Origin of the sequence: Salmonella sp. SJTUF14076 (genome assembly GCF_015534835.1) — a bacterium.
Taxonomy (GTDB): Bacteria; Pseudomonadota; Gammaproteobacteria; order Enterobacterales; family Enterobacteriaceae; genus Salmonella; species Salmonella enterica.
On record NZ_CP064674.1, the window covers coordinates 3,469,545 to 3,494,093 of the forward strand.

Genomic DNA, 24,549 nt, shown 5'->3' on the forward strand with positions numbered 1-24,549 from the left:
AAGGAATTACGGGCGATACACCTTCACATTGGCAAACCCCTGCTCGCGTAGATAGAGCGCCTGCAGGCGACTCATTACGCCGCGTTCGCACCATAGCAGCCAGGTTTTGCTCTGATCGAGATCGCCAAATTTAGTGCTCAGCTTGTAGAAAGGCAGCGAAACCACGTCCACACCTTCCACTTTCAGCGGCTTGTCATCCTGCTCATCGACAGAACGGATATCCAGAATCACATCGTTGGCGCCAAAACCGCTCACGGTTTCAACTTCCACCACCTCCTGCTGGGTCTGCTGGGCGATTTCACGAATATCGACGTTGTTCGCTTCTTCTACCACCTTATCGAGAATACTGAAGTCGAAATTTTCTTCTTCGGCTTCAATTTTCGCTTTAATGGCTTTCACCGTCGGACTTTTTGAAATCACGCCACAGTATTCCGGCATCGTACGGGCAAAATCTTCCGTACCAATCTGGCGCGCCAGGTTGATAATGTGCTCTTTATCGTAAGAGATCAGCGGGCGCAGGATCAGCGTGTCAGACACGTTATCGATCAAGCGCAAGTTGGTTAGCGTCTGGCTGGACACCTGGCCCAGCGCTTCGCCGGTCACCAGCGCCTGTACGCCGTAACGTTCCGCCACTTTCGACGCCGCGCGTACCATCATACGTTTGAGCACCACGCCCATCTGGCCGTCGTCGACTTTCTCCAGAATCTCGCCGACCACCGGTTCGAAGTTAATCGCCACAAAACGCACGCGATGGGAGCTGCCAAAGCGGTTCCACAGGTAATGCGCCACCTGGCGAACGCCGATTTCATGCGCCGCGCCGCCAAGGTTAAAGAAGCAGTAGTGTACGCGGCAGCCGCGACGCATCAGCATATAGCTGGAGACGCCGGAGTCAAAACCGCCGGAGATCAGCGACAGCACGTCTTCCTGGGTGCCAATCGGGAAACCGCCAATACCTTCATAACGCCCTTTGATCAGCAGCAGGCGATCATCTTCCACTTCCAGATGCACCGTCACATCCGGGTTAGTGAGCTTCACGCGCGCCGATTCAATATGCTGATTTAATCCGCCGCCGACATAGCGCTCCACCTCAATGGAACTAAACTCATGCTTACCGCGACGTTTTACGCGCACGCAGAAGGTTTTACCTTCAAGCTGCTCGCGATACTGCGCCAACGCTTTCTCGAAAATGTCGTGCATATCGGTGAACGGCACATCTTCGACTTCAAGAATATGGTGAATCCCCGGAATGCGGGTCAGCGCGTCGCGAATCGCCAGACGCTGGTTTTCATCTTTGGCGCGAACTTCAATGTTATCCCAGTGACGGACAACCGCGAGGGTCTCATCGTAGTGCTTTAAAACGTTACGGATGTTCCCGGTTAAAATTTTTATAAAGCGCAAACGCACAGATTGGCTTTTGATAGTGATTTCCGGGAACAATTTAATGATAAACTTCATGGCGGCAATGGTTCTTTAGCAAGCTATCTAAGGCTTGTCGTGGAGAAATAGTACAGCAGCCCATACCTACGGCTGCATCCAGGCGCGGAAGTATATCACCATCACGGACATCTTGCGCATTTCCCCTTACCATTGCGCGTTATTTGCTTATCAGTGCGAGTCCGTTACCATAGACTTGTGCTGCCATTACAGAGAGTCAAACAGTCATCATGCCGAAGAAAAATGAGGCGCCCGCCAGCTTTGAAACTGCGCTGAGCGAGCTGGAACATATTGTTACCCGCCTGGAAAGCGGCGATTTGCCGCTGGAAGACGCGCTGAATGAATTCGAGCGCGGCGTACAACTGGCGCGTCAGGGGCAGGCAAAACTGCAGCAGGCGGAACAGCGCGTGCAAATTTTGCTGTCTGATAATGAAGAGGCTTCACCTGAGCCTTTTATCGCGGATAATGAGTAAATGGACTTTACGCAGCAGCTACAGGCTTGCGTAACGCAAGCGAATCAGGCGCTGAGCCGTTTTATCGCGCCACTGCCCTTTCAGAACACTCCCGTGGTCGAAGCCATGCAGTATGGCGCATTATTAGGCGGTAAACGCCTGCGGCCATTTCTGGTTTACGCCACCGGTCAAATGTTTGGCGTCAGTACGGCAACGCTGGATGCGCCAGCTGCGGCGGTCGAATGCATTCATGCCTATTCGCTGATCCATGACGACCTGCCAGCAATGGACGATGACGATTTGCGTCGCGGCCTGCCGACTTGCCATATTAAATTTGGCGAAGCCAACGCAATCCTGGCGGGAGACGCGTTGCAAACGCTGGCGTTTGCCATTATCAGCGACGCGCCGATGCCGGAAGTCGCCGATCGCGATCGTATCGCGATGATCGCCGAACTGGCAAACGCCAGCGGTATCGCCGGTATGTGCGGCGGTCAGGCATTGGATCTGGCGGCAGAAGGCCAGCGGATCACTCTGGACGCGCTGGAACGCATTCATCGCCATAAGACCGGCGCGCTCATTCGCGCCGCCGTTAGACTTGGCGCGTTGAGCGCGGGCGATAAAGGACGGAATACTCTGCCGATACTTGACCGCTATGCAGAGAGTATCGGCCTTGCCTTCCAGGTTCAGGATGACATTCTGGATGTGGTGGGCGATACTGCAACGTTAGGTAAACGTCAGGGCGCAGACCAGCAGCTTGGCAAAAGTACCTACCCTGCACTTCTGGGTCTTGAGCAAGCCCGGAATAAAGCCCGGGACCTGATAGAGGACGCCCGTCAGTCGTTACATCAGCTGGCCGCGCAATCACTGGACACCTCGGCACTGGAAGCGCTAGCGAACTACATAATCCAGCGTGATAAATAAACCCCATATCCAATGAGCTTGCGATGAGTTTTGATATAGCCAAATACCCTACCCTGGCATTGGTCGACTCCACCCAGGAGTTACGACTGTTACCGAAAGAGAGTCTGCCGAAACTCTGCGACGAGCTACGCCGCTACTTACTCGACAGCGTAAGCCGTTCCAGCGGGCATTTCGCTTCCGGGCTGGGCACGGTAGAACTTACCGTGGCGCTGCATTATGTCTACAACACCCCGTTTGACCAGCTAATCTGGGATGTTGGACACCAGGCTTATCCACATAAAATCCTTACCGGTCGTCGCGACAAAATCGGCACCATTCGCCAGAAAGGCGGTCTGCACCCGTTCCCGTGGCGCGGAGAAAGCGAATACGATGTGCTGAGCGTTGGGCATTCCTCCACCTCCATCAGCGCCGGTATCGGTATTGCCGTGGCGGCGGAGAAAGAAGGCAAAGATCGCCGCACCGTCTGTGTGATTGGCGACGGCGCCATCACCGCCGGTATGGCGTTTGAAGCAATGAATCACGCAGGCGATATCCGACCCGACATGCTGGTCATTCTGAACGACAATGAAATGTCGATTTCGGAAAACGTCGGCGCGCTCAACAACCATCTGGCGCAGCTACTTTCCGGTAAGCTTTACTCTTCTCTGCGCGAAGGCGGAAAAAAAGTCTTCTCCGGCGTACCGCCAATTAAAGAGCTGCTCAAGCGTACCGAAGAACATATTAAAGGCATGGTTGTGCCGGGAACACTGTTCGAAGAGCTGGGCTTTAACTACATCGGGCCGGTCGATGGTCACGATGTCATGGGGCTTATCAGCACATTGAAGAACATGCGCGACCTGAAAGGCCCGCAGTTCCTGCATATCATGACCAAGAAAGGCCGCGGCTATGAGCCCGCGGAAAAAGATCCGATCACTTTCCATGCGGTGCCTAAATTTGATCCTTCCAGCGGATGTTTGCCGAAAAGCAGCGGCGGTCTGCCAGGTTATTCAAAAATCTTCGGTGACTGGCTGTGTGAAACCGCCGCCAAAGACAGCAAGCTGATGGCGATCACCCCGGCAATGCGCGAAGGTTCCGGCATGGTGGAATTTTCACGTAAATTCCCGGATCGCTATTTTGACGTCGCCATCGCCGAGCAGCATGCCGTCACCTTCGCCGCAGGTCTGGCGATTGGCGGCTATAAGCCCGTCGTGGCGATCTACTCTACTTTCCTGCAACGCGCCTACGATCAGGTCATCCATGACGTCGCTATCCAGAAACTGCCGGTCATGTTCGCCATCGATCGCGCCGGTATCGTTGGCGCGGATGGGCAAACACACCAGGGCGCGTTCGATCTCTCCTATCTGCGCTGCATCCCGGATATGGTGATCATGACGCCAAGCGACGAGAACGAATGTCGCCAGATGTTATTTACCGGGTATCACTATAACGACGGCCCGACGGCAGTACGTTATCCACGCGGTAATGCGCAGGGCGTGGCGCTAACTCCGCTGGAAAAACTGCCTATTGGTAAAGGTCTTGTGAAGCGTCATGGCGAAAAACTGGCGATTCTGAACTTTGGCACCTTAATGCCTGAGGCGGCGAAAGTCGCCGAAGCGCTGAACGCCACGCTGGTCGACATGCGCTTTGTTAAGCCGCTGGACGACACGTTAATTCTGGAGATGGCCGCGCAGCATGACGCGCTGGTGACGCTGGAAGAAAACGCCATTATGGGCGGGGCTGGCAGCGGCGTAAACGAAGTGCTAATGGCCCATCGTAAACCTGTACCTGTGCTGAATATCGGTCTTCCGGATTTCTTTATCCCGCAAGGAACGCAGGAAGAAGCCCGCGCGGAGCTGGGGCTCGACGCCGCAGGCATTGAAGCCAAAATCAAGGCCTGGCTGGCATAATCCCCTCTTTGCTCCTGCTATGCTTGAAGAGTGACGGGTATAACAGGAGCGGAGTCATGCAATACAACACGTTAGGAAATACAGATCTTCGGGTATCCCGCCTTTGTCTGGGCTGCATGACATTCGGCGAGCCGAGTCGCGGCAATCACGCCTGGACGCTTCCCGAAGAGAGCAGCCGTCCCATCATCAAGCGCGCCCTTGAGGGCGGCATTAACTTTTTTGATACCGCCAACAGCTACTCCGACGGCAGCAGCGAAGAGATTGTCGGTCGCGCGCTGCGTGATTTTGCCCGGCGCGACGAGGTGGTGGTAGCGACGAAAGTCTTCCATCGCGTCGGCGATCTGCCGGAAGGATTGTCCCGCGCGCAAATCCTGCGCTCTATTGACGATAGCCTCACCCGTCTGGGAATGGAGTATGTCGATATCCTGCAAATCCACCGCTGGGATTACACCACGCCGATAGAAGAAACTCTGGAAGCGCTAAACGACGTGGTGAAGGCGGGTAAAGCCCGCTATATCGGCGCTTCCTCAATGCACGCCTCACAATTTGCCCAGGCACTGGCGCTACAAAAACAACACGGCTGGGCGCCGTTTGTCACCATGCAGGATCACTATAACCTGATCTACCGCGAGGAAGAGCGAGAGATGCTACCGCTGTGCTGGCAGGAAGGGGTCGCCGTGATTCCGTGGAGTCCGCTGGCGCGCGGGCGCCTAACTCGCCCCTGGGGAGAAACCACGGCCCGGCTGGCCTCGGATGACGTGGGTAAAAATTTATACGCTGAAAGCGATAAAAATGATGCGCAAATAGCGGAACGGCTGGCTGGCGTCAGCGAGGCGCTTGGCGCAACGCGGGCGCAGGTCGCGCTGGCCTGGCTGCTCAGCAAACGAGGCGTCGCCGCGCCGATTATCGGCGCTTCGCGTGAAGAACAGTTAGATGAGTTGCTGAATGCCGTTGATTTAACGCTCAAACCGGAGCAGATTGCCGAACTCGAAACGCCGTACAAACAGCATCCGGTGGTGGGATTTAAATAATCTGCCATTGCCCGATGGAGCGGCGCTTATCGGGCCTGTGAAATCGACATATTGTTCGGGGGTAGGCCGGATAAGGCGTTTACGCCGCCATCCGGCAAACCCTTTAAATAATACCGAGCGGCCAGTGATGACCGATAAAATACAGTATGCCGGCGGATATCACGCCGGCGACGATATCATCGATCATAATCCCCATGCCGCCGTGCACGTTGCGATCAAACCAACGGATCGGCCAGGGTTTCCACATATCCAGAATGCGGAAAATAACGAACCCGGCTGCCACCCACTGCCAGTCCGTCGTCGGCAACGCCATTAGCGTTATCCACATACCGATAAATTCATCCCAGACAATACTGCCGTGGTCGTGTACGCCCATATCTTTCGCCGTTTGATGGCAAAGATAAACGCCAATGCAGATCCCAAACATCACGACCAGCGAATAAAGCTGCCACGGCAGAAACGTCATCAGATACCAGAAGGGGATCGCCGCCAGCGAGCCCATCGTACCCGGCACCACGGGGCTCAGCCCGCTGCCAAAGCCGGTAGCGAGCAGATGCCACGGATTGCGCAAATTCAGGCGACTTTTCGCAACATCTTTATGGCGTGGCAAAATGGTCATATCCTTTCCAGTCGAAGGTGACAGGCATTCCGTCACGTACAAAATTCAGCCCTTCAATATCTGCGCTCATTTGGCCTATGCAGGTAAAGGGAACACCCAGTTGACCAATGGCGACATCCAGCGCGCCACGGTTCAGTTCCGGCACCGTAAAGCACAGCTCATAGTCTTCGCCGCCGGAAAGCGCCCAACGCAGCGCCTGCCCGTCATCAACATGGCGCATCATCGCATCGGATTTTGGCAACGCATCAACATCCACTCTTGCCCCACAGCCGCTGGCCTTGACGATGTGCCCCAGATCGGAAATCAGACCATCGGAAAGATCGATAGCCGCGCTGGCGATATCACGCAGCGCCTGGCCGTGTAAAATACGCGGCGTCGGGCGTAAATGCCGTTGAATTAAATAGTGAGCATCGGTCTCCTCCGACACCTGTAGCCGGTTTTGCAAAACCGCCAGCCCGGCAGCGCTGTCGCCCGGCGTACCGGTGACATAAATCCAGTCGCCCGGCTTCGCGCCAGATCGCTTGAGCGCGCGCCCTGCCGGGATATAACCGTGGATACCCAGCGTCATCGACAGCGGTCCACGCGTGGTGTCGCCGCCAATGAGCTGCATATCGTAGTAATTCAATAGCGCAAACAGGCTGTCGCTAAAAGCCTCCAGCCACGGCTCATCCACTTCCGGCAACGTTAACGCCAGCGTTAACCAAGCCGGGTCGGCCCCCATCGCGGCCAGATCGCTTAAATTCACCGCCAACGCTTTATAAGCCAGATCGGCAGGATCGATATCAGGGAGGAAGTGGTTGCCCGCCACCAGCGTATCGGTACTGATCGCCAGGGTCTGCTTTTCAGGAATATTCAGGAGCGCGCAATCGTCGCCAATACCGGTTTCAACATCAAGACGAGAGCTTCTTACACGGTCAAAATAACGGGCAATCAGGGAAAACTCGCCACATGCCATACGTTATGCCTCAGCAGAAAAAAAGAAAAGGCCGGAGACGGCGGGTATCGATCGCCCGCTATCTTTCCGGCCTGTGAATCACTTTTTGTTGGGACGAATCACCGGAGCTGCTTTATCCAGTACGCCGTTGACGAATTTGTGGCTGTCTTCAGCGCCAAAGGTTTTCGCCAGTTCAATCGCTTCGTTGATGGCCACTTTATAAGGCACATCGCTGCGTTTTGACAGCTCAAACAACGCAATACGCAGCACGGCTTTTTCAACCTGTCCCAGCTCTTCAAGCAGGCGGGACAGATACGGTTTCATTAAACCATCCAGGTACGCGCTGTTAGTCGCCACCCCGGATAGCAGTTCACGGAAATAGAGAACGTCGACGTCTTTTACGTCCTGTTCCGCCAGGAACTGGTATTCAACATCAGCGATGTCGTTCTGGGACAACTGCCAGGAGTAAAGCGCCTGGACGGCACACTCACGGGCGCGGCGACGAGCAGCAGGTTTCACGGAATTCCCCTTACAAAAAATCAGGCCTTAATGGCTTTCAATACATTAATCATTTCAAGCGCGGTCAGCGCAGCTTCTGCGCCTTTATTACCGGCTTTTGTACCAGCACGTTCGATGGCTTGTTCAATACTCTCGGTGGTCAGAACACCAAAGGCTACCGGCACGCCGCTGTCCTGGGCAACGCTTGCCAGGCCATTGCTGGCGCCGCCTGCCACATATTCAAAGTGCGCAGTCCCCCCGCGAATCACGGTTCCCAGCGCAACCACGGCGTCATATTTACCGCTTTTCGCCAGCGCTTCGGTCGCCAGCGGCAGTTCATAGGCGCCAGGCACCCACACTACGGTAATATTATCATCTTTTACCTGACCAATACGCGTCAGGGCATCAACCGCGCCATCCAGCAGGCTGTCGTTGATAAACTGATTGAAACGCGCAATAGTGATGGCGACACGAGCGTCAGGGGCTGCAACGTTAGCTTTAATAATGTTCATATTCTCTCTTCCAGGGTTCATTTGGCCCCGCAGGGGGGCGGATTTTATCATAATAATTTGAGCGCTGCTCCCCTTTCGACGGGAGAACTCATGCGCTTACCATATGCAGGCAAACATCCGGGCCGACATGGCGTATTTCGCTGAAGGTAAATTGCGGCGCGTCGGCGAGCTTCTCAAGCCCCGGCAATTCGCATAATCCCCGCGCCTGGGTTCCCAACAATTTAGGCGCGACATAGACAATCAGTTCATCCACCAGCCCGGCTTGCAGCAACGCGCCCGCCAGTCCCGGTCCGGCTTCAACCCATATGCTATTAATCTGCTGCCTGCCTAACTGCATCATCAGCACAACCAGATCCAAATGTCCGTTGTGCGCCGGCACGCTGATAGTACGAACCGAATCGGGCCACGCGCGGCTATCTTCCTGGGTACGCGCAATCCACGTTTCGCCAGGCTGCTGCACAATACGATGCGCAGGCGTTACCCGGTTTTGGCTGTCGATAACAATTCGCACCGGCTGGCGCAGATTTTCCTGCGGGTAAGACGCCTGCGTAGAGGCGTCTAACTCCGCCCAACGCACCGTCAAGGCCGGATCGTCAGCCAATACCGTCGCGCTACTGGTTAAAATAGCGTGGCTTTGCGCACGCAAGCGCTGAACGTCGCGCCGGGCCTGTGGCGAGGTGATCCACTGGCTTTCGCCGCTGGCCATCGCCGTCCGTCCATCCACGGAGGCGCCCAGTTTAAGCTGAAGATAAGGGAATCCGGTACGCATCCGCTTGAGGAAGCCTTTATTGAGCGCCTCCGCTTCACTCATCATTAACCCGTGGCTGACCGCAATACCCGCCTGTTGCAGGCGATACAGCCCGCGCCCGGCGACCTGTGGGTTCGGGTCCTGCATCGCGGCGACCACGCGCGCGACGCCGGCCGCAATCAGCGCATCGCAACATGGCGGCGTTCGCCCATGATGGCTACAGGGTTCAAGCGTGACATAGGCGGTTGCGCCTTTGGCTTTTGCGCCCGCCATCCGCAGCGCATGGACCTCGGCGTGCGGCTCTCCGGCGCGATGGTGATAACCTTCGCCGACGATGTCGCCATTGTTAACAATGACACAGCCGACATTAGGGTTCGGGTGAGTGGTGAAACGTCCACGCTGCGCCAGTTTTAGCGCTCGCGCCATGTAAAACTCATCCTGCATGGCTTAGTCCTGTAGGCGAGCGATTTCTTCGCCAAAGTCTTTGATATCTTCGAAACTGCGATAGACGGAGGCAAAGCGAATATACGCGACTTTATCGAGTTTTTTCAGCTGCTCCATGACCAGGTTGCCAATCATCTTGCTGGGAACTTCACGCTCCCCAGTGGCACGTAATTGTGACTTAATATGGTTCAATGCCATTTCAACATCATCTGCGCTGACGGGTCTTTTTTCCAGCGCTCTCAACATGCCGCTACGCAGCTTATCCTCATTAAAGGGTTCGCGCACATCGTTGCTTTTTATCACGCGCGGCATGACCAGTTCAGCCACTTCAAAGGTCGTAAAGCGTTCATTACACACCAGACACTGCCGACGGCGGCGCACGGACGAGCCCTCGCCTACAAGACGAGAGTCAATGACTTTGGTATCTACGGCGAAACAAAATGGGCAATGCATACGGCGTCCTGACCAGATGATTTAGGAAATGCTATTTTACCCTGAACTGGCGCGACAACAAAGGCGGAGCGCTTTTGAGATAAAGGATCGGTGCCTTTGTGCGTATAGCGCACTACCATTACGCTATCGGACCACGAAGGAAATGATCGACATGACAAGACGTTACCTAAGAATTCTCCTGGTGGGAAGTCTCTTGAGCCTGACCGCCTGCGCGCCGCAGAGCGAAGTTCGCCAGATGCATCAAAGCATTAGCACCCTGAATAAAGAGATGACCCAACTGAATCAGGAAACGGTAAAAATTACCCAACAAAATAAGCTGAATGCGGATTCAACCCGCGGCGTCTATTTGTTGCCTGGCGCCAATACGCCTGCCCGGCTGGAGAGTCAGATCGGTACGCTACGTATGACATTGCTGGAAATTACGCCTGTCGCTGACGGCGCTCACGCAACGTTACGCATTCAGGGCGAGTCCCGCGATCCGCTACCGGCATTCAGCGCTACCGTAGAGTACGGGCAAATTCAGGGCACTACGGAGAACTATCAGGAGGTGAATGCGCAGAGCCTTCTGGTAAATGCCCCTGCCAGCATGCTGGCGCCCAGTGATGTTAATATTTCGTTACCGTTGAAGGGGATCACACCGGCGCAGTTAGGCTTCATTCGCATCCATGATATTCAGCCTGTTAATCAATAAACGTTCTGGCGGAGCGTTTTGTGCGCTCCGCAACATCCCCCGCGCGACTTTTGTTGCCCTACTGACATTTCCGTCATTTATGGCATGGATTGGTAATATTCATGAAAGACAGTACTGTCGCCGCATCTAAAATGCGCAAACGTGAACGCAATCGATTACGTAAATGATAGATATGTGAAACAAGACATATTTTTGTGAGCAATGATTTTTATAATAGGCTCCGCAGAAACACGAAATATTTAGAAACGCAAATTGCGTTCTTTTCACTCCCGCAAGGGATTTCAAACAGTGGCATACATATGAAAAAAACTTTACTCGCAGTCAGCGCAGCGCTGGCGCTCACCTCATCTTTTACTGCTAACGCAGCAGAAAATGATCAGCCGCAGTATTTGTCCGACTGGTGGCACCAGAGCGTAAACGTGGTAGGCAGCTACCATACCCGTTTCTCGCCGAAATTGAACAACGACGTCTATCTGGAATATGAAGCATTTGCCAAAAAAGACTGGTTTGATTTCTACGGCTATATCGATATTCCCAAAACCTTTGATTGGGGTAACGGCAACGATAAAGGTATCTGGTCCGACGGTTCTCCGCTGTTCATGGAAATCGAACCGCGTTTCTCGATTGATAAGCTGACCGGCGCAGACCTGAGCTTCGGCCCGTTTAAAGAGTGGTATTTCGCCAACAACTACATCTACGATATGGGCGATAACAAAGCCAGCCGCCAGAGCACGTGGTATATGGGTCTGGGGACCGATATCGACACCGGCCTGCCGATGGGCCTGTCGCTGAACGTGTATGCGAAATATCAGTGGCAAAACTACGGCGCGTCCAATGAAAACGAATGGGACGGCTACCGTTTCAAAGTGAAATACTTCGTCCCCATCACCGATCTGTGGGGCGGTAAACTGAGCTATATCGGCTTTACCAACTTTGACTGGGGATCTGATTTAGGCGACGATCCGAACCGTACCAGCAACTCCATCGCTTCCAGCCATATCCTGGCGCTGAACTACGATCACTGGCACTACTCGGTCGTTGCGCGTTACTTCCATAACGGCGGACAGTGGCAGAATGGCGCAAAACTGAACTGGGGCGACGGCGATTTCAGCGCGAAATCTACCGGCTGGGGCGGCTACCTGGTCGTGGGTTACAACTTCTAAACCTGCAAAAAAGGCCAGAGGTCGCCCTCTGGCCCGTTTCGGGCGCATGCTGCCATGCGGCGGCGAGTCGCGCCCACTTCACATTACTTCCGGCGATGCCACCAGCCTAAAAACAGACCTGTCGCAATCCCGACCAGCGTTGGTGCCGCCAGATCGTGCCAGATAGTAATGCTCAACTCTGTGAGCGTCATATTGCCGCCTTTGTTGCAATGGCAACGGTTCGCGGCTATCCTCAACTTGTCTAGGGTCAAGTTAGCCCCCGTAATGTTGCCGGTGAATACCGAACAATGTGCGGGGGTTTTCTCTTTCCAGCGACAAGGCCACCGGGGATCAAGCCCCCGCAACATTGCGCCTCACCGGGTTGCCCCGGCTTACCGCTGATTCTACTCTGCTCGCCAGTATCGGCAGGACTTAAAAACAAAAAAATCCCAACCTTGCGATCGGGATTCCAGTGACAATGTATGCGTTACAGGATGTTTGGGGGCTGACGACAAACTCCGGGGCTGAAAAAATGTCGGATTGCATCCGACCTACGAAAACCAATAATTCATTTATATTGCGGATTCCGTTGGGTGGAGCGAAGCGTAACCTAACATTCAACAGCACCAACAGCTTTGTCAGCAGTCTGCTTATTTCTTTTTGTTCATCATCGCTTTCAGATCGGCAAACGGGTTATAAGTCGCCTCGCCGACATCTTTTTGCGCATCTTCCCCAGCAATGACCGTCGAACCGTACTGATCGGCTTCGGTATATTTGGAATGCTCGTGATCGTGGCAGTAGAGGCACAATAGCTCCCAGTTGCTGCCGTCTTCCGGATTATTGGTGTGGTCATGATCGATATGATGCACCGTCAGCTCACGCAGATTTGAATACACAAACTCACGGGAACAACGTCCGCATACCCACGGAAACAGCTTCAGCGCTTTTTCACGATAGCCGCTTTCCAGGCGCGCATAGTTTTTGGGGATGATAGCCATAATCAACAGGTACCTGAATAATACAAAGGGTTATGCGCAGTTTCCCGCGAAGCCGGGCTTTTAGCAATGATTCTGTGCAACTTATATATCCAGGTAAGAAAGGCTATTTCAGGCAAACTGATGACCAATCAACCCGTTTTACAAGCGTTGGAGGTATCGCTATCACATCTTACGGCATTTTTTCGTGCTCGACTTTACGCAAAAAATCACGCAAAGAACGGTCGATTGTTTCACGAAATCGCCGGTTAAGCGGAGTAATTTGTAAACAGCGATCGAGGCGAAAACACCGATAGTCTTCCCGTCTCTCACACCAGGCAACCAGTAGCCAGTGCTCTCCCCAGAAAAACAATCCCAGCGGTTGTATATCCCGCGAAGAGAGATGCCCCGCTTCATCACGATAATGTAGCGCCAACACCTGCTGCGCCGAAACGGCCTGATGGATAAGATCAAACGCGCTGCGCGAATGTGGAGATGTACCCAAATCCGGAGCGTAAATCCGTGTCTGCTCCGCTTTACGACGGCTCTCTTCTGGTAAAATAGCCAACACTTTTTCCTGGGCGGATTCAAGCTCGCGCGATAGCGAATCGCCGCCCCAGGTTTTCAATAACCGTATAGCCACCATCAGTGCTTCCGATTCACGATGGGTAAGCATCAAGGGCGGCAGATCAAAACCCGCCATTAAACGGTATCCGCTCCCCGCTTCACCTTCGACAGGCACGCCGGATAACGACAGATCGCGAATATCGCGATAAATCGTCCGTTCAGAAACCGCAAGCCGCTGTGCCAACAGCGCTGCCGTCGTCAGTCGTCTACCCCGCAAAATTTGCACGATCTGAAACAAACGGTCAGCGCGTCTGGTCATATTGACTCTCTACATTTAGCAAATATCACGCAGGTTGATGTAAACCTATTCGGTTACCTTCGCTGTCAATAAACAACGCGATGGTTCCAATGTCATCTCCGGGAACCATGGGTTCCAGAACACACTTGCCACCGGCAAGGACGACACGTTCAATCGAGGCTAACAAATCGGCGGTATGCAGATAAATAACGACTCCCTGCGCAACTGGAGCGACATCATCCTGCTTTATCAGCGCTCCGCCGGGTCCGGGTTCAGCATACGGGAATACGGCCAGGTCCGCCCCATCCATGGTTTCCCGACGTAACGATATCTGCATCACTTGCTCATAAAAGGCGATTGCACGCGCCATATCAGTAACTGGAATTTCAAACCAGTTAATCAAGTTTTTCATACATCCTCCTGCGAGTGTGGGTAAATTCATGAGGAGTGTATGACAGGGCTCCTGACAGCATACTGTCAGTAATGTTTATCGTCATGGTACATAAATAAAAAAATCCCGATCGCATGACCGGGATTCAGATAACACTTAAATACGTGTTTACGGCAGAATGGACGGCTGATCCGCCCCTTCTTTTTCGACTTTCTGCTGCAGCATATGCTCGCGCTTCATACCGAGTTTCAGCGCCAGCGCCGATGCGACATAGATAGAAGATGCCGTACCAATAGAGACACCGATCAGCATCGTCAGCGAGAAGCCTTCCAGTACCGGACCGCCGAAGAGGTACAGCATCAGAATTACCACTAACGTCGTACCGGAGGTAATCAACGTACGGTGTAGCGTCTGGGTCAGCGACACGTTAAAGATTTCGTAAGGCGTCCCGCGACGGATTTTGCGGAAGTTTTCACGAATACGGTCGGAGACCACGATACTGTCGTTCAGCGAGTAACCGATCACCGACATCAACGATGCCACAATGGTCAGGTCAATCTCGATATGGAAAAGCGACAGTATCCCCAGCGTAATGATCACGTCGTGCGCCAGCGCGATGACCACCCCTGCCGCCAGTCGCCACTCAAAGCGGAAACCGACATAAACGAGGATAGAGATCAACGCCACCAGCAGCGCCATAGCGCCGGTTTGCGCCAGATCGGCGCCCACGCTTGGCCCCACGAATTCAATACGCTTCACGGCCGCGTTCTGGTTGGTGGCTTCATTAATGATCGTCACCACTTTGCTACCCAGTACCTGACCGCCGGTTTCACCTTCGGTTGGCGGCATACGCACCATAATGTCGTGACTGCTGCCAAAGTTCTGCAACTGCGGCTCTTCATAGCCCGCTTTTTGCAGCGCTTCGCGCATCACGTCCATTTCAGCCGGTTTTTCCAGCGTGATTTCAATTACCGTGCCACCGGTGAAATCCAGCCCCCAGTTAAACCCGCGTACGCCCATAATGACAATGGCCGCGATCAGCAACAGCCCGGAGATGCCGAATGCCCAGAAGTCCCAGCGCATAAAGTCATAGACTTTACGGCCGTGGTTTAGTTGTTCAACAGTGTATTCCTGTGCCACATCGCACTCCTCAGATTGACAGCTTAGTGACGCGCTTGCCGCCATATAGCAGGTTTACGATAGCACGCGTACCGATAATCGCGGTAAACATCGACGTCGCCACACCGATACCGGTCGTAATCGCGAACCCTTTAATTGCCCCGGTACCAACGGCATACAGAATGATGACTTTAATCAGCGTCGTGATGTTCGCATCGAAGATGGAACTGAACGCGCCGGCATAGCCTTCGTTTATCGCCTGCTGTACCGTGCGGCCATTACTCAACTCTTCTTTGATACGTTCGTTAATCAGAACGTTGGCGTCGACCGCCACCGCAAGGGTTAACACGATACCCGCAATCCCCGGCATACTGAGCGTTGCCCCCGGCAACAGCGACATGATACCGACAATCAACACCAGGTTAGCCACTAACGCGCTGGTCGCAATCAGACCAAACTTCTTATAGAAGAAGATCATGAACAGGATGGAGACCACCAGACCGGCCAGACAGGCTTCCAGGCCCTGCTTGATGTTCTGCATACCCAGAGTCGGGCCAATGGTGCGCTCTTCAACGATCTGAATCGGCGCAATCAGGGCGCCCGCACGCAGCAACAACGAGAGCTGACGCGCTTCGTTCGGGTTGCTGATACCGGTAATACGGAAGCTGTTACCCAGCCGAGACTGGATGTTGGCAATGTTAATCACCTCTTCCTGTTTCACCAGTACGGCGCGACCGTTAGCGTCTTTCTTACCGCTGTCTTTATACTCCACAAACAGGGTCGCCATCGGTTTGCCGATATTGTCCTTAGTGAAGTTAGACATGATATTGCCACCTGCGCTATCCAGCGAGATGTTAACCTGCGGTTGGTTATATTCATCCTGGCTGGACGTCGAGTCGGTGATATGGTCGCCCGTGAGGATCACGCGTTTGTACAATACCACCGGCTGGCCTTCGCGGGTCTGTTTCACTTCGGAATCACCCGGTACGCGCCCGGCAGCAGCAGCGGCCTGGTCAACGTTGGTATTCACCAGACGGAATTCCAGCGTCGCGGTCGCGCCGAGAATTTCTTTCGCGCGAGCGGTATCCTGGATACCCGGCAGCTCAACCACAATACGGTCTGCGCCCTGACGCTGTACGACAGGTTCCGCGACGCCCAGTTGGTTAACACGGTTACGCAGAATATTAATGTTCTGCTGAACGGCGTATTCGCGCGCTTCGCTCAGGCGCGCATCGGTCATTACCGCGCGAAGTTGATTACCGCCCTGGCTGGAAATCACCAGGTCACGATGACGCGGCGTCAGATAGGCGATCGCCTCATCACGCGCTTTACTGTCACGGAACGTGATGCTCAGCCCATAATTATTTTCTTTACGAACGGTGGTATAAGGAATGCCTTTTTCACGCAGATCGCTGCGCAGGCTATCGATATTTTGTTCCTGGAGTTTACCTAACGCGGTATCCATATCCACTTCCATCAGGAAGTGAACGCCGCCGCGCAGATCAAGACCGAGCTTCATCGGATCGGCGTGAATAGCCGCCAACCAGCGCGGCGTAGCCGGCGCAAGGTTAAGCGCCACGACATATTTATCCCCCAGCACGCTCATCAGCGCTTCACGGGCGCGTAGCTGGGTATCGGTGGTGTCGAAGCGCGCAAGAATAGCGCCCTCTTCCAGTGCCACAGACTTAGCGGGAATTTTTTCTTCTTGTAACGTTTTCTGGACCTGGATCAGCGTTTGCTCACTGGCGGCGACGCCGCGCACGCCAGTGATTTGAACAGCCGGATCCTCACCATACAGGTTGGGAAGTGCGTAAAGCAGGCCGACGATAATCACGACGACCAGCATGATGTACTTCCACAAAGGATAACGGTTTAACACGGCAGTTCCCTTTGGGAAAACGAAATATTACAGCGCCTTCATGGTGCCTTTCGGCAGAACGGCAGCTACGAAGTCACGTTTGATAACCACTTCCGTGGTGTCATTCAGCGCGATGGCAATGTAGCCGGCTTCCGCTACTTTGGTCACTCGACCGACCAGACCGCCATTCGTCAGAACTTCATCACCTTTCGCAATGGAGTCCATCAGCTTTTTGTGCTCTTTGGTGCGCTTCTGCTGCGGGCGCAGGATCATGAAATAGAAAATCAGACCAAACACCACCAGCATTAAAATCAGAGACATCGGGCTGCCCTGCGCTGGAGCACCTGTTGCCGCTACCGCATCAGAAATAAAAAAGCTCATTCAAATTCCCTCATTATTAAAATTAATCAACGTTCAAAGGTGGAACGGGTCGCCCCTGACGTTGGTAAAACTCGGTTACGAAGCTCTCTAATTTACCCTCTTCAATAGCCTTGCGTAAACCCGCCATCAAACGCTGGTAGTAACGCAAGTTATGAATGGTATTGAGACGCGCACCTAATATTTCGTTGCAACGGTCGAGATGATGCAAGTAAGCGCGTGAATAATTGCGACAGGTGTAGCAATCGCACTCGGCGTCAAGCGGGCTGGTGTCGCTTTTATGCTTTGCATTACGAATCTTCACCACGCCGTCGGTCACAAACAGATGACCATTACGGGCATTTCGCGTTGGCATGACACAGTCAAACATATCAATACCGCGACGCACCCCTTCCACCAGATCTTCCGGTTTACCCACGCCCATCAGGTAACGCGGTTTGTCAGCCGGGATCTGCGGGCAAACGTGCTCCAGAATGCGGTGCATATCTGCTTTCGGCTCACCGACAGCCAAACCGCCGACAGCGTAGCCATCAAAGCCAATCTCTACCAGACCTTTCACCGAGATATCGCGTAAATCTTCGTAAACGCTGCCCTGAATGATGCCAAAAAGCGCATTCTTATTGCCAAGGCTATCAAAACGGTCGCGGCTACGCTTCGCCCAACGCAACGACATCTCCATCGAGCGTTTAGCATAGTCCCAGTCTGCCGGGTACGGCGTACATTCATCAAAGATCATCACGATATCGGAACCGAGATCGTACTGGATCTCCATCGACTTTTCCGGATCGAGGAAAATCGGATCGCCGTTGATCGGGTTACGGAAGTGCACGCCTTGCTCGGTAATCTTACGAATATCGCCGAGGCTGAAGACCTGGAAGCCGCCGGAATCGGTGAGAATCGGCCCTTTCCACTGCATAAAATCGTGCAGATCGCCATGCAGCTTCATGATTTCCTGACCCGGGCGCAGCCACAGGTGGAAAGTGTTGCCGAGAATAATCTGCGCGCCGGTCGCTTCCACTTCTTCCGGCGTCATGCCTTTTACCGTACCGTAAGTACCCACAGGCATAAAAGCAGGCGTTTCCACTACGCCACGATCAAACACCAGACGACCGCGACGCGCGCGACCATCGGTGGTATCTAACTCAAATTTCATTATCACTCCTGCGTCAGAAAAACAGTCCGACGTTTAACGACTCGCTACGGAATGATTCCATAGCTAATAAATTCCCGAAGGCGTCATCGGCGCAGCCAGTTTGGGGTCGACCAGCGCACAACCACCGGAGCGTACACGCAGTACGTGAGGATGGCGAGCACTGCCCGGCGTCAAAATGGCAAGTGAGATAGCCTTCTTACGGACGCTCAGAAATAGCCTGCGGATTGTACGTGATAAACATCGCGTCCCCGTAGCTAAAAAAGCGATATTTTTGTTCTACCGCAGTCTTATAGGCATTCATGGTGTGTTGATAACCGGCAAATGCGGAAACCAGCATAATCAACGTCGATTCCGGCAGATGGAAGTTGGTGATCAGCGCATCAATCACTTTGTATTGATAACCTGGATAAATAAATATTTGCGTATCGCCGAAGAACGGCTCTATCAAATCGCTTTTTGCCACCTGCGCCGCGCTTTCCAGTGAGCGTACCGAGGTGGTGCCGACCGCAATCACGCGGTTGCCGCGCGCTTTCGCCGCCAGCACCGCGTCGACCACCTCTTGCGGCACCTCAGCATATTCGGAGTGCATGATGTGATCTTCAATGGTATCGACACGCACCGGCTGGAAAGTGCCCGCGCCGACGTGTAGCGTAACAAACGCCATTTCGACACCTTTCTCACGAAGCGCCGCCAGCAGCGGCTCGTCAAAGTGCAGCCCGGCGGTCGGCGCGGCGACGGCGCCCGGTTTTTCACTGTAGACCGTCTGGTACAGTTCGCGATCGGCGTCCTCGTCCGGACGGTCGATGTACGGCGGCAACGGCATATGGCCGATGGCGTTGAGAATATCCAGCACCGGACGCGGGTCATTAAACTCAACTTCAAACAGAGCGCCGTGACGCGCGGTCATGGTCGCGTGGATACTTTCGTCGTCGCCCAGTAGCAGTTCCGTGCCCGGTTTTGGCGCTTTAGAAGCGCGAATATGCGCCAGGATGCGTTTATCATCGAGCATACGTTCGACCAGCACTTCTATCTTGCCGCCGCTGGCTTTACGGCCAAAGAGCCGCGCCGGGATCACGCGGGTATTATTGAAGACCAGCAAATCGCCAGGGTTGAGCTTATCGAGCAGATCGGTGAAAGTACCGTGCGTCAGCGCGCCCGTCGGCCCCTCTAATGACAGCAAACGGCAGCGACTGCGTTCCGGCTGTGGGTAGTGGGCAATCAGGGATTCGGGTAGTTCAAAGGAAAAATCGGTAACGCGCATGACTCTGACTCAGACTAAAATAAGAGGCGGGTAGTCTAGTGCCGGGGCGTTCCCGCTGCAACCGTTACCCGCTTTTTGGACAGAGAATCAATAATGAATTTTCTTGCTCACCTGCATCTGGCGCACCTTGCCGACAGCTCGCTTTCCGGTAATCTTCTGGCCGATTTTGTCCGCGGTAACCCGGCAACGCATTATCCTCCTGACGTGGTAGAGGGTATTTATATGCATCGGCGTATTGACGTCATGACCGACAACCTGCCGGAAGTTCGTGAGGCGCGAGAGTGGTTCCGCCATGAAACTCGGCGCGTGGCGCCCATTACGCTGGACGTCATGTGGGATCATTTTTTATCGCGCCACTGGACGCAAATCTCCCCTGATTTTCCACTTCAGGCGTTTGTCGGCTACGCCCATGCGCAGGTCGCGACGATTCTGCCCGACTCCCCGCCGCGCTTTGTCAACCTGAATGATTATCTTTGGTCAGAAAAATGGTTAGAGCGGTATCGCGATATGGATTTCATTCAAAACGTGCTGAATGGCATGGCGAATCGCCGTCCCCGGCTGGATGCCTTGCGTGATTCCTGGTACGATCTGGACGCGCACTACGACGCGTTAGAAGAGCGCTTCTGGCATTTTTATCCGCGTATGATGGCACAGGCCGCCCGCAAAGCGCTGTGACGGCCTGATAGCGAGGGCGTGCGTCAGATCCGCCGTTGGCAGAAAGATCGTTCGCTGTCATAAAAGGGTCATCATTACGATTTATAATGACCCGATCGATAGGCAAAAGCTGTCTCATTGATTGTCAAGACCGCATTGTTTTGTCGCTTCGCCCTCCCTATACTGCCCGCGTTGCGTTCTAAAACCCTTAATATTGCAGGAGAATTATTATGGTACTGGTTACTCGTCAGGCCCCGGATTTCACCGCTGCGGCGGTACTGGGTAGCGGTGAGATTGTTGATAAATTCAACTTCAAACAGCACACCAATGGTAAAACGACCGTTCTGTTCTTCTGGCCGATGGACTTCACTTTTGTTTGCCCGTCTGAGCTGATCGCCTTTGATAAACGTTATGAAGAATTCCAGAAGCGCGGCGTTGAAGTGGTCGGCGTTTCTTTCGACTCTGAGTTCGTTCACAACGCATGGCGTAACACCCCTGTCGATAAAGGCGGCATTGGCCCGGTGAAATACGCAATGGTCGCCGACGTGAAGCGTGAAATTCAGAAAGCTTACGGTATCGAACACCCGGACGAAGGCGTTGCGCTGCGCGGCTCTTTCCTGATTGACGCTAACGGTATTGTTCGCCACCAGGTCGTAAACGATCTGCCGCTGGGTCGTAACATCGACGAAATGCTGCGTATGGTCGACGCGCTGCAGTTCCACGAAGAGCACGGTGATGTCTGCCCGGCGCAGTGGGAAAAAGGCAAAGAAGGCATGAACGCCTCTCCGGACGGCGTGGCTAAATACCTGGCTGAGAACATTTCCAGCCTGTAAGTCAGTGCATTGATAAAAGGCTCGCGAATGCGAGCCTTTTTTATGCGTGTGACCCGTCCTGAATAGCGTTGACACGTTCCAGACTTAAATCCGGAGAACGTGATGATGACTGAGTTCAAACGCACCCAACGCGATTATCCTCTATCCTTTAAAATAGCCGTCGTTGAGCAGGTCGAAAAAGGCGAGATGACCTATAAACAGGCCCAGCAGCGATATGGCATTCAGGGGCGCTCCACCGTACTTGTCTGGCTGCGTAAATATGGCCGGCTTGACTGGAGACCCGGACTTCCTGACCTGGTGAAGAGGAAACTGCCTGTGGCTCAGACAACTATCCCGCTGACACCCGAGCAAAGAATCAGGGAACTTGAAGAACAGCTTGAGCTGGCAAACCAGAAAGCTGAGTTTTTTGAGTCCGTTATCAACGTCCTGAAAAATGATTACGGGGTAAGTGTTGTAAAAAAGCGGCCCGGCAAGTCCTCACGCAAAGTCAGGCCCCCAAAATAACAGTTACGCGTGCATGTCAGTTCCTGGGGCACAGCAGACAGGCGTGGTACCAGTACAATACAAGATGTAATAAACGGCAGGAGCATCATGCTCAGGTTCTTGATTTTGTTGCCCGTACCCGGTGCCGCCAGCCGCGAATCGGTACGCGTAAACTGCACTATCTGCTGAACATGCAGGCCGATAAAACGCTGAATATCGGACGGGACCGTCTGTTTAATCTGCTGGGTGAATACCGGCTCCTGGTACCCGTGAAACGGGCATATCACAAAACCACCAACAGCCATCATCGCTTTTACCGGCATCCTAATCTGCTGAAACCCGGCCCTGAACAGGTTACCGCCCTTGAGCCAGAGCAGGTCTGGGTCGCCGATATTACTTACCTTCCACTACGCAGCGGCACGGCCTGTCTGAGTCTGGTCACCGATGCCTGCTCCAGAAAAATCGTGGGTTACCATGTCGGGGAAAACCTGCAGACAGAAAATGTGGTAAAGGCGTTCAGGCAGGCTCTGAGGCGGAGAAAAACGACAGGTCCGCTGGTACATCACTCTGACAGAGGACTGCAATACTGTTCGGTACTTTATCAGTCAGTTCATGAGCGAAACGGAATAACCTGTTCAATGGCCGATGGTTACGACTGCTACCAGAATGCGCTGGCTGAGAGAATAAACGGGATACTGAAAAATGAGTTTTTACTCTCGCGTCCTGCAGACCTGGAGCAAGCGCGGGAAATAGTAAAAGAGTCCGTGGCAATTTATAACCATGAACGGCCACACCTGGCCCTGAAATACAAAACGCCCGATGATGTTCATCAGGCGTTTTACAGACAAAAAACTGTCAACCTATATCAGGACTAGTCAGTGAGGTATTATGAACCACCTCGCCTCAACGATTCATCCATACCGTCGCGGAAATCGCGGGTAAACTAAGTCTTCCCTCGCGGATGTCACCGCTTCCCGTTTTACATTGCCATCCGGCCACGTTCAGCAACGGCAACGCTTCCAGCGCCACCTCACAGGCCTCGCCCCGGTTAATCGCCACCAGCGCCCGCTGCTGCTGATAAACTCGCACGAATACCACTACGTCACCTTCGGCATACAGCGCCTGGCATCCGCCACGACGCAGCGCCAGACTGCGCTGGCGCAGTTTCGCCATACGCTGGTACAGCGCCAGCAAGTTGCCGTCCTGCTTGCGTTCATCCCACGGGAACGGTTTGCGGCACATGGGGTCATTTGCGCCGTCCACGCCGACTTCATCGCCGTAATAAATACATGGCACGCCGGGCCAGGTAAACAGCCAGACCACCGCCAGCGGCAGGCGCGCCGCGTCTTTACCCAGCAGGGTTTTAAAGCGCGCAGTATCATGGCTGTCGAGTTGATTAAACATGCGCAGTTGTTGCTGATGTGACAGCCCGGCGCGGTAGTTATCCATCCACGCGATACAGGTCCGGGCATCAATATGCTGTGGTTCGTAAGCGATATCAGTATTGGCGAGAAATCCCCATAGCGGGAAGGTGAAGCCGCGATAATTCATGGCGGCATCTTCCGCATCGGCCTGTAGCCACTGCCGCGCATCGCCGAAATGTTCCCCCACAATATAGGCTTCGGGCTGCGCCTCTTTTGCCGCCCGGGTAATACCGGCGACGTGCTGCAAATTGTGGCGCGCCCCGCCCGCCTCGCCCAGCATATGTACGACATCCAGCCGCCAGCCGTCCATATTCCACGGTGCCTTTAGCCAGTGACGAACGATACTGTCCTCACCGCGATAGATCTCATCCACCAGCGTTTCTGATTGATAATCGAGTTTCGGCAGGCTCGGATAACCCAGCCAGTCCAGCGCCACGCCTTGTGGTGAAAAGGAGTACCAGTCGCGCCACGGCGAGTCCGGGTGATGGCACGCGCCGCCAGTGCTGCGGTTATGCCTGTCAAACCACGCATGCGAGTCGCCGCTATGATTAAACACGCCATCCAGCACCAGCCTCATGCCCTGCGCCTGGGTTTCACGCCGCAGGCGTAGCAGCGCCCGATCGCCGCCAAATTGCGGATCGACATGACGATAATCTTCCGTGTCGTACTTATGGACGCTCGGCGCGGTAAATACCGGATTCAGATATAGCGCTGTGACGCCCAGTTTTTTCAGATACGGCAGCTTCTCACAAATGCCATTCAGACAGCCGCCGTAAAAGGTGGAACCGCCCGCCTGGGGGGTTAAAGGATCGTCCCAGTCGCGCAGCACAATCTCCTGACCTGCGGCATGATGGTAATACACCCGGTCCTGATCGGCTTCACGCGTCGCGCTGCGGGCAAAACGATCCGGGAAGATCTGATAAAAAATTTGATCGGCGACCCACTGCGGTCCGCTATCCGGCACATCAACGGCAAATTGTTCCAGACGCGCCGGTGGGAAGCGGTTAAATCCCTGCGGCGTAAACCAAAGCTGGCGGTCGTGCCAAAGCAATTTAAAGCTGTAACGGCGACGGGGTTGCCCTAACGCGATATTGAGCGTCGCTCGCCACGCCGTCACGCCCGGCTGCGGCTGGCGGCGCTGTTTGCGCATCGCCAGTGAGATTTCTTCATTATCGAATTCTGAGCGCAACGTCACGCGAGACGGCGGATTTTCTCCGCTCAGCCACAGCGTAATGGTTAATTTATCGTTATGTTGCTTCACAAATGGGGCAACCGGTAAGTGCCAGGCATTCAACATCTCGTATCCCCTCTACTGAAAATGGGGCCACCTTGCCACAGAGATTTAAAGGATAACTCATCATCCAGGGGTTTATTAGGGGAGGAGGCTCCAG

At 54.0% G+C, this 24,549-nt stretch carries 26 protein-coding genes and 1 pseudogene; 10 read left to right on the forward strand and 17 right to left on the reverse strand.

Annotation, left to right across the window (positions count from 1 at the left end; translation table 11 throughout):
* Positions 1 to 6: 6 nt before the first annotated feature.
* Entirely contained in the window at positions 7 to 1,455 is a 1,449-nt protein-coding gene (gene thiI, locus HU143_RS16925) for a tRNA uracil 4-sulfurtransferase ThiI (RefSeq protein WP_000668648.1), read from the reverse strand.
* A gap of 209 nt (positions 1,456 to 1,664) precedes the next feature.
* On the opposite strand from thiI, the gene xseB reads away from it, so the two are divergent.
* From xseB to HU143_RS24845, 5 genes and pseudogenes are all read left to right on the forward strand, one after another.
* Positions 1,665 to 1,907, forward strand: a complete 243-nt coding sequence (gene xseB, locus HU143_RS16930; RefSeq protein WP_001124944.1) for an exodeoxyribonuclease VII small subunit — start codon at positions 1,665 to 1,667, stop codon at positions 1,905 to 1,907.
* Positions 1,908 to 2,807, forward strand: coding sequence for a (2E,6E)-farnesyl diphosphate synthase (gene ispA / locus HU143_RS16935; protein WP_000348074.1), 900 nt, complete (start codon positions 1,908 to 1,910; stop codon positions 2,805 to 2,807).
* Positions 2,808 to 2,830: 23 nt separating this feature from the next.
* A complete protein-coding gene (gene dxs, locus HU143_RS16940; RefSeq protein WP_000006777.1) occupies positions 2,831 to 4,693 on the forward strand; it encodes a 1-deoxy-D-xylulose-5-phosphate synthase in 1,863 nt (620 codons plus the stop codon).
* A gap of 56 nt (positions 4,694 to 4,749) precedes the next feature.
* Positions 4,750 to 5,724 carry an aldo/keto reductase gene (locus HU143_RS16945; RefSeq protein ID WP_023227326.1) on the forward strand — a complete coding sequence of 325 codons (975 nt, stop codon included), beginning with the start codon at positions 4,750 to 4,752 and terminating at the stop codon, positions 5,722 to 5,724.
* A 7-nt stretch (positions 5,725 to 5,731) separates the two neighbouring features.
* Positions 5,732 to 5,823, forward strand: a pseudogene (locus HU143_RS24845) (hypothetical protein); the annotation flags it as partial.
* A gap of 4 nt (positions 5,824 to 5,827) precedes the next feature.
* Here HU143_RS24845 and pgpA read toward each other — a convergent pair.
* The 6 genes from pgpA to nrdR all read right to left on the reverse strand — a co-directional run bounded on the left by pgpA (position 5,828) and on the right by nrdR (position 9,932).
* Positions 5,828 to 6,343 carry a phosphatidylglycerophosphatase A gene (pgpA, locus tag HU143_RS16950; RefSeq protein WP_000154063.1) on the reverse strand — a complete coding sequence of 172 codons (516 nt, stop codon included), beginning with the start codon at positions 6,341 to 6,343 and terminating at the stop codon, positions 5,828 to 5,830.
* Positions 6,321 to 7,298 carry a thiamine-phosphate kinase gene (thiL, locus tag HU143_RS16955; protein ID WP_000752138.1) on the reverse strand — a complete coding sequence of 326 codons (978 nt, stop codon included), beginning with the start codon at positions 7,296 to 7,298 and terminating at the stop codon, positions 6,321 to 6,323. Before thiL ends, pgpA begins: the two co-directional genes overlap by 23 nt.
* Positions 7,299 to 7,376: 78 nt before the next feature.
* Positions 7,377 to 7,796 carry a transcription antitermination factor NusB gene (nusB, locus tag HU143_RS16960; protein WP_000801129.1) on the reverse strand — a complete coding sequence of 140 codons (420 nt, stop codon included), beginning with the start codon at positions 7,794 to 7,796 and terminating at the stop codon, positions 7,377 to 7,379.
* A gap of 20 nt (positions 7,797 to 7,816) precedes the next feature.
* A complete protein-coding gene (ribE, locus tag HU143_RS16965; RefSeq protein ID WP_001021372.1) occupies positions 7,817 to 8,287 on the reverse strand; it encodes a 6,7-dimethyl-8-ribityllumazine synthase in 471 nt (156 codons plus the stop codon).
* A gap of 88 nt (positions 8,288 to 8,375) precedes the next feature.
* Positions 8,376 to 9,479, reverse strand: coding sequence for a bifunctional diaminohydroxyphosphoribosylaminopyrimidine deaminase/5-amino-6-(5-phosphoribosylamino)uracil reductase RibD (gene ribD, locus HU143_RS16970; RefSeq protein WP_001150218.1), 1,104 nt, complete (start codon positions 9,477 to 9,479; stop codon positions 8,376 to 8,378).
* Positions 9,480 to 9,482: 3 nt separating this feature from the next.
* A complete protein-coding gene (gene nrdR, locus HU143_RS16975; protein ID WP_000543533.1) occupies positions 9,483 to 9,932 on the reverse strand; it encodes a transcriptional regulator NrdR in 450 nt (149 codons plus the stop codon).
* Positions 9,933 to 10,083: 151 nt separating this feature from the next.
* Here nrdR and HU143_RS16980 point away from each other — a divergent pair, with 151 nt between their 5' ends.
* A complete protein-coding gene (locus HU143_RS16980; protein ID WP_023227325.1) occupies positions 10,084 to 10,623 on the forward strand; it encodes a DUF3251 domain-containing protein in 540 nt (179 codons plus the stop codon).
* 299 nt (positions 10,624 to 10,922) lie between these two features.
* Positions 10,923 to 11,786 carry a nucleoside-specific channel-forming protein Tsx gene (locus HU143_RS16985; protein ID WP_000752021.1) on the forward strand — a complete coding sequence of 288 codons (864 nt, stop codon included), beginning with the start codon at positions 10,923 to 10,925 and terminating at the stop codon, positions 11,784 to 11,786.
* 83 nt (positions 11,787 to 11,869) lie between these two features.
* Here the strand turns inward: HU143_RS16985 and HU143_RS24765 are convergent, their stop codons facing one another.
* From HU143_RS24765 to queA, 9 genes are all read right to left on the reverse strand, one after another.
* The gene (locus HU143_RS24765) at positions 11,870 to 11,977 is read right to left on the reverse strand and encodes a type I toxin-antitoxin system toxin Ldr family protein (RefSeq protein ID WP_000176312.1); all 108 of its coding nucleotides are present in this window, start codon (positions 11,975 to 11,977) and stop codon (positions 11,870 to 11,872) included.
* A gap of 438 nt (positions 11,978 to 12,415) precedes the next feature.
* Complete coding sequence (gene yajD, locus HU143_RS16995; RefSeq protein ID WP_000974818.1) at positions 12,416 to 12,763, reverse strand: HNH nuclease YajD; 348 nt, start codon at positions 12,761 to 12,763, stop codon at positions 12,416 to 12,418.
* 169 nt (positions 12,764 to 12,932) lie between these two features.
* Positions 12,933 to 13,625: a helix-turn-helix transcriptional regulator gene (locus tag HU143_RS17000; RefSeq protein ID WP_000198318.1), complete on the reverse strand. Its 693-nt coding sequence runs from the start codon at positions 13,623 to 13,625 to the stop codon at positions 12,933 to 12,935.
* Positions 13,626 to 13,650: 25 nt separating this feature from the next.
* Positions 13,651 to 14,016 carry a VOC family protein gene (locus HU143_RS17005; protein ID WP_000793035.1) on the reverse strand — a complete coding sequence of 122 codons (366 nt, stop codon included), beginning with the start codon at positions 14,014 to 14,016 and terminating at the stop codon, positions 13,651 to 13,653.
* A 147-nt stretch (positions 14,017 to 14,163) separates the two neighbouring features.
* Entirely contained in the window at positions 14,164 to 15,135 is a 972-nt protein-coding gene (gene secF / locus HU143_RS17010) for a protein translocase subunit SecF (protein WP_000046629.1), read from the reverse strand.
* A gap of 10 nt (positions 15,136 to 15,145) precedes the next feature.
* A complete protein-coding gene (secD, locus tag HU143_RS17015; protein WP_000934808.1) occupies positions 15,146 to 16,993 on the reverse strand; it encodes a protein translocase subunit SecD in 1,848 nt (615 codons plus the stop codon).
* Between the two features lie 27 nt (positions 16,994 to 17,020).
* On the reverse strand, positions 17,021 to 17,353 hold the full coding sequence (gene yajC, locus HU143_RS17020) for a preprotein translocase subunit YajC (RefSeq protein WP_000007628.1): 333 nt from the start codon (positions 17,351 to 17,353) through the stop codon (positions 17,021 to 17,023).
* Between the two features lie 22 nt (positions 17,354 to 17,375).
* Entirely contained in the window at positions 17,376 to 18,503 is a 1,128-nt protein-coding gene (gene tgt / locus HU143_RS17025) for a tRNA guanosine(34) transglycosylase Tgt (protein ID WP_000667305.1), read from the reverse strand.
* Positions 18,504 to 18,699: 196 nt separating this feature from the next.
* Positions 18,700 to 19,764: a tRNA preQ1(34) S-adenosylmethionine ribosyltransferase-isomerase QueA gene (gene queA, locus HU143_RS17030; RefSeq protein ID WP_023227324.1), complete on the reverse strand. Its 1,065-nt coding sequence runs from the start codon at positions 19,762 to 19,764 to the stop codon at positions 18,700 to 18,702.
* Positions 19,765 to 19,857: 93 nt separating this feature from the next.
* Between queA and acpH the strand changes: the two genes are divergently transcribed.
* The 3 genes from acpH (at position 19,858) to HU143_RS17045 (ending at position 22,609) form a co-directional block, all read left to right on the forward strand.
* The gene (acpH, locus tag HU143_RS17035; protein ID WP_001009858.1) at positions 19,858 to 20,439 is read left to right on the forward strand and encodes an ACP phosphodiesterase; all 582 of its coding nucleotides are present in this window, start codon (positions 19,858 to 19,860) and stop codon (positions 20,437 to 20,439) included.
* Positions 20,440 to 20,648: 209 nt separating this feature from the next.
* On the forward strand, positions 20,649 to 21,251 hold the full coding sequence (locus tag HU143_RS17040; protein ID WP_000244731.1) for a peroxiredoxin: 603 nt from the start codon (positions 20,649 to 20,651) through the stop codon (positions 21,249 to 21,251).
* A gap of 102 nt (positions 21,252 to 21,353) precedes the next feature.
* A protein-coding gene (locus HU143_RS17045) for an IS3-like element ISSen1 family transposase (protein ID WP_185191060.1) occupies positions 21,354 to 22,609 on the forward strand; the annotation gives its coding sequence in 2 pieces (ribosomal slippage) (positions 21,354 to 21,705 and positions 21,705 to 22,609; 1,257 coding nt in all).
* A 28-nt stretch (positions 22,610 to 22,637) separates the two neighbouring features.
* On the opposite strand, the gene malZ is transcribed toward HU143_RS17045, so the two are convergent.
* A complete protein-coding gene (malZ, locus tag HU143_RS17050; RefSeq protein WP_023227290.1) occupies positions 22,638 to 24,455 on the reverse strand; it encodes a maltodextrin glucosidase in 1,818 nt (605 codons plus the stop codon).
* Positions 24,456 to 24,549: the final 94 nt, after the last annotated feature.

Bases quoted from the DNA above. Each gene is read 5' to 3' on its own strand.
- thiI (WP_000668648.1), bottom strand. From the start codon at position 1,455: ATGAAGTTTATCATTAAATTGTTCCCGGAAATCACTATCAAAAGCCAA.
- xseB (WP_001124944.1), top strand. From the start codon at position 1,665: ATGCCGAAGAAAAATGAGGCGCCCGCCAGCTTTGAAACTGCGCTGAGC.
- ispA (WP_000348074.1), top strand. From the start codon at position 1,908: ATGGACTTTACGCAGCAGCTACAGGCTTGCGTAACGCAAGCGAATCAG.
- dxs (WP_000006777.1), top strand. From the start codon at position 2,831: ATGAGTTTTGATATAGCCAAATACCCTACCCTGGCATTGGTCGACTCC.
- HU143_RS16945 (WP_023227326.1), top strand. From the start codon at position 4,750: ATGCAATACAACACGTTAGGAAATACAGATCTTCGGGTATCCCGCCTT.
- pgpA (WP_000154063.1), bottom strand. From the start codon at position 6,343: ATGACCATTTTGCCACGCCATAAAGATGTTGCGAAAAGTCGCCTGAAT.
- thiL (WP_000752138.1), bottom strand. From the start codon at position 7,298: ATGGCATGTGGCGAGTTTTCCCTGATTGCCCGTTATTTTGACCGTGTA.
- ribE (WP_001021372.1), bottom strand. From the start codon at position 8,287: ATGAACATTATTAAAGCTAACGTTGCAGCCCCTGACGCTCGTGTCGCC.
- ribD (WP_001150218.1), bottom strand. From the start codon at position 9,479: ATGCAGGATGAGTTTTACATGGCGCGAGCGCTAAAACTGGCGCAGCGT.
- nrdR (WP_000543533.1), bottom strand. From the start codon at position 9,932: ATGCATTGCCCATTTTGTTTCGCCGTAGATACCAAAGTCATTGACTCT.
- HU143_RS16980 (WP_023227325.1), top strand. From the start codon at position 10,084: ATGACAAGACGTTACCTAAGAATTCTCCTGGTGGGAAGTCTCTTGAGC.
- HU143_RS16985 (WP_000752021.1), top strand. From the start codon at position 10,923: ATGAAAAAAACTTTACTCGCAGTCAGCGCAGCGCTGGCGCTCACCTCA.
- HU143_RS24765 (WP_000176312.1), bottom strand. From the start codon at position 11,977: ATGACGCTCACAGAGTTGAGCATTACTATCTGGCACGATCTGGCGGCA.
- yajD (WP_000974818.1), bottom strand. From the start codon at position 12,763: ATGGCTATCATCCCCAAAAACTATGCGCGCCTGGAAAGCGGCTATCGT.
- HU143_RS17000 (WP_000198318.1), bottom strand. From the start codon at position 13,625: ATGACCAGACGCGCTGACCGTTTGTTTCAGATCGTGCAAATTTTGCGG.
- HU143_RS17005 (WP_000793035.1), bottom strand. From the start codon at position 14,016: ATGAAAAACTTGATTAACTGGTTTGAAATTCCAGTTACTGATATGGCG.
- yajC (WP_000007628.1), bottom strand. From the start codon at position 17,353: ATGAGCTTTTTTATTTCTGATGCGGTAGCGGCAACAGGTGCTCCAGCG.
- tgt (WP_000667305.1), bottom strand. From the start codon at position 18,503: ATGAAATTTGAGTTAGATACCACCGATGGTCGCGCGCGTCGCGGTCGT.
- queA (WP_023227324.1), bottom strand. From the start codon at position 19,764: ATGCGCGTTACCGATTTTTCCTTTGAACTACCCGAATCCCTGATTGCC.
- acpH (WP_001009858.1), top strand. From the start codon at position 19,858: ATGAATTTTCTTGCTCACCTGCATCTGGCGCACCTTGCCGACAGCTCG.
- HU143_RS17040 (WP_000244731.1), top strand. From the start codon at position 20,649: ATGGTACTGGTTACTCGTCAGGCCCCGGATTTCACCGCTGCGGCGGTA.
- malZ (WP_023227290.1), bottom strand. From the start codon at position 24,455: ATGTTGAATGCCTGGCACTTACCGGTTGCCCCATTTGTGAAGCAACAT.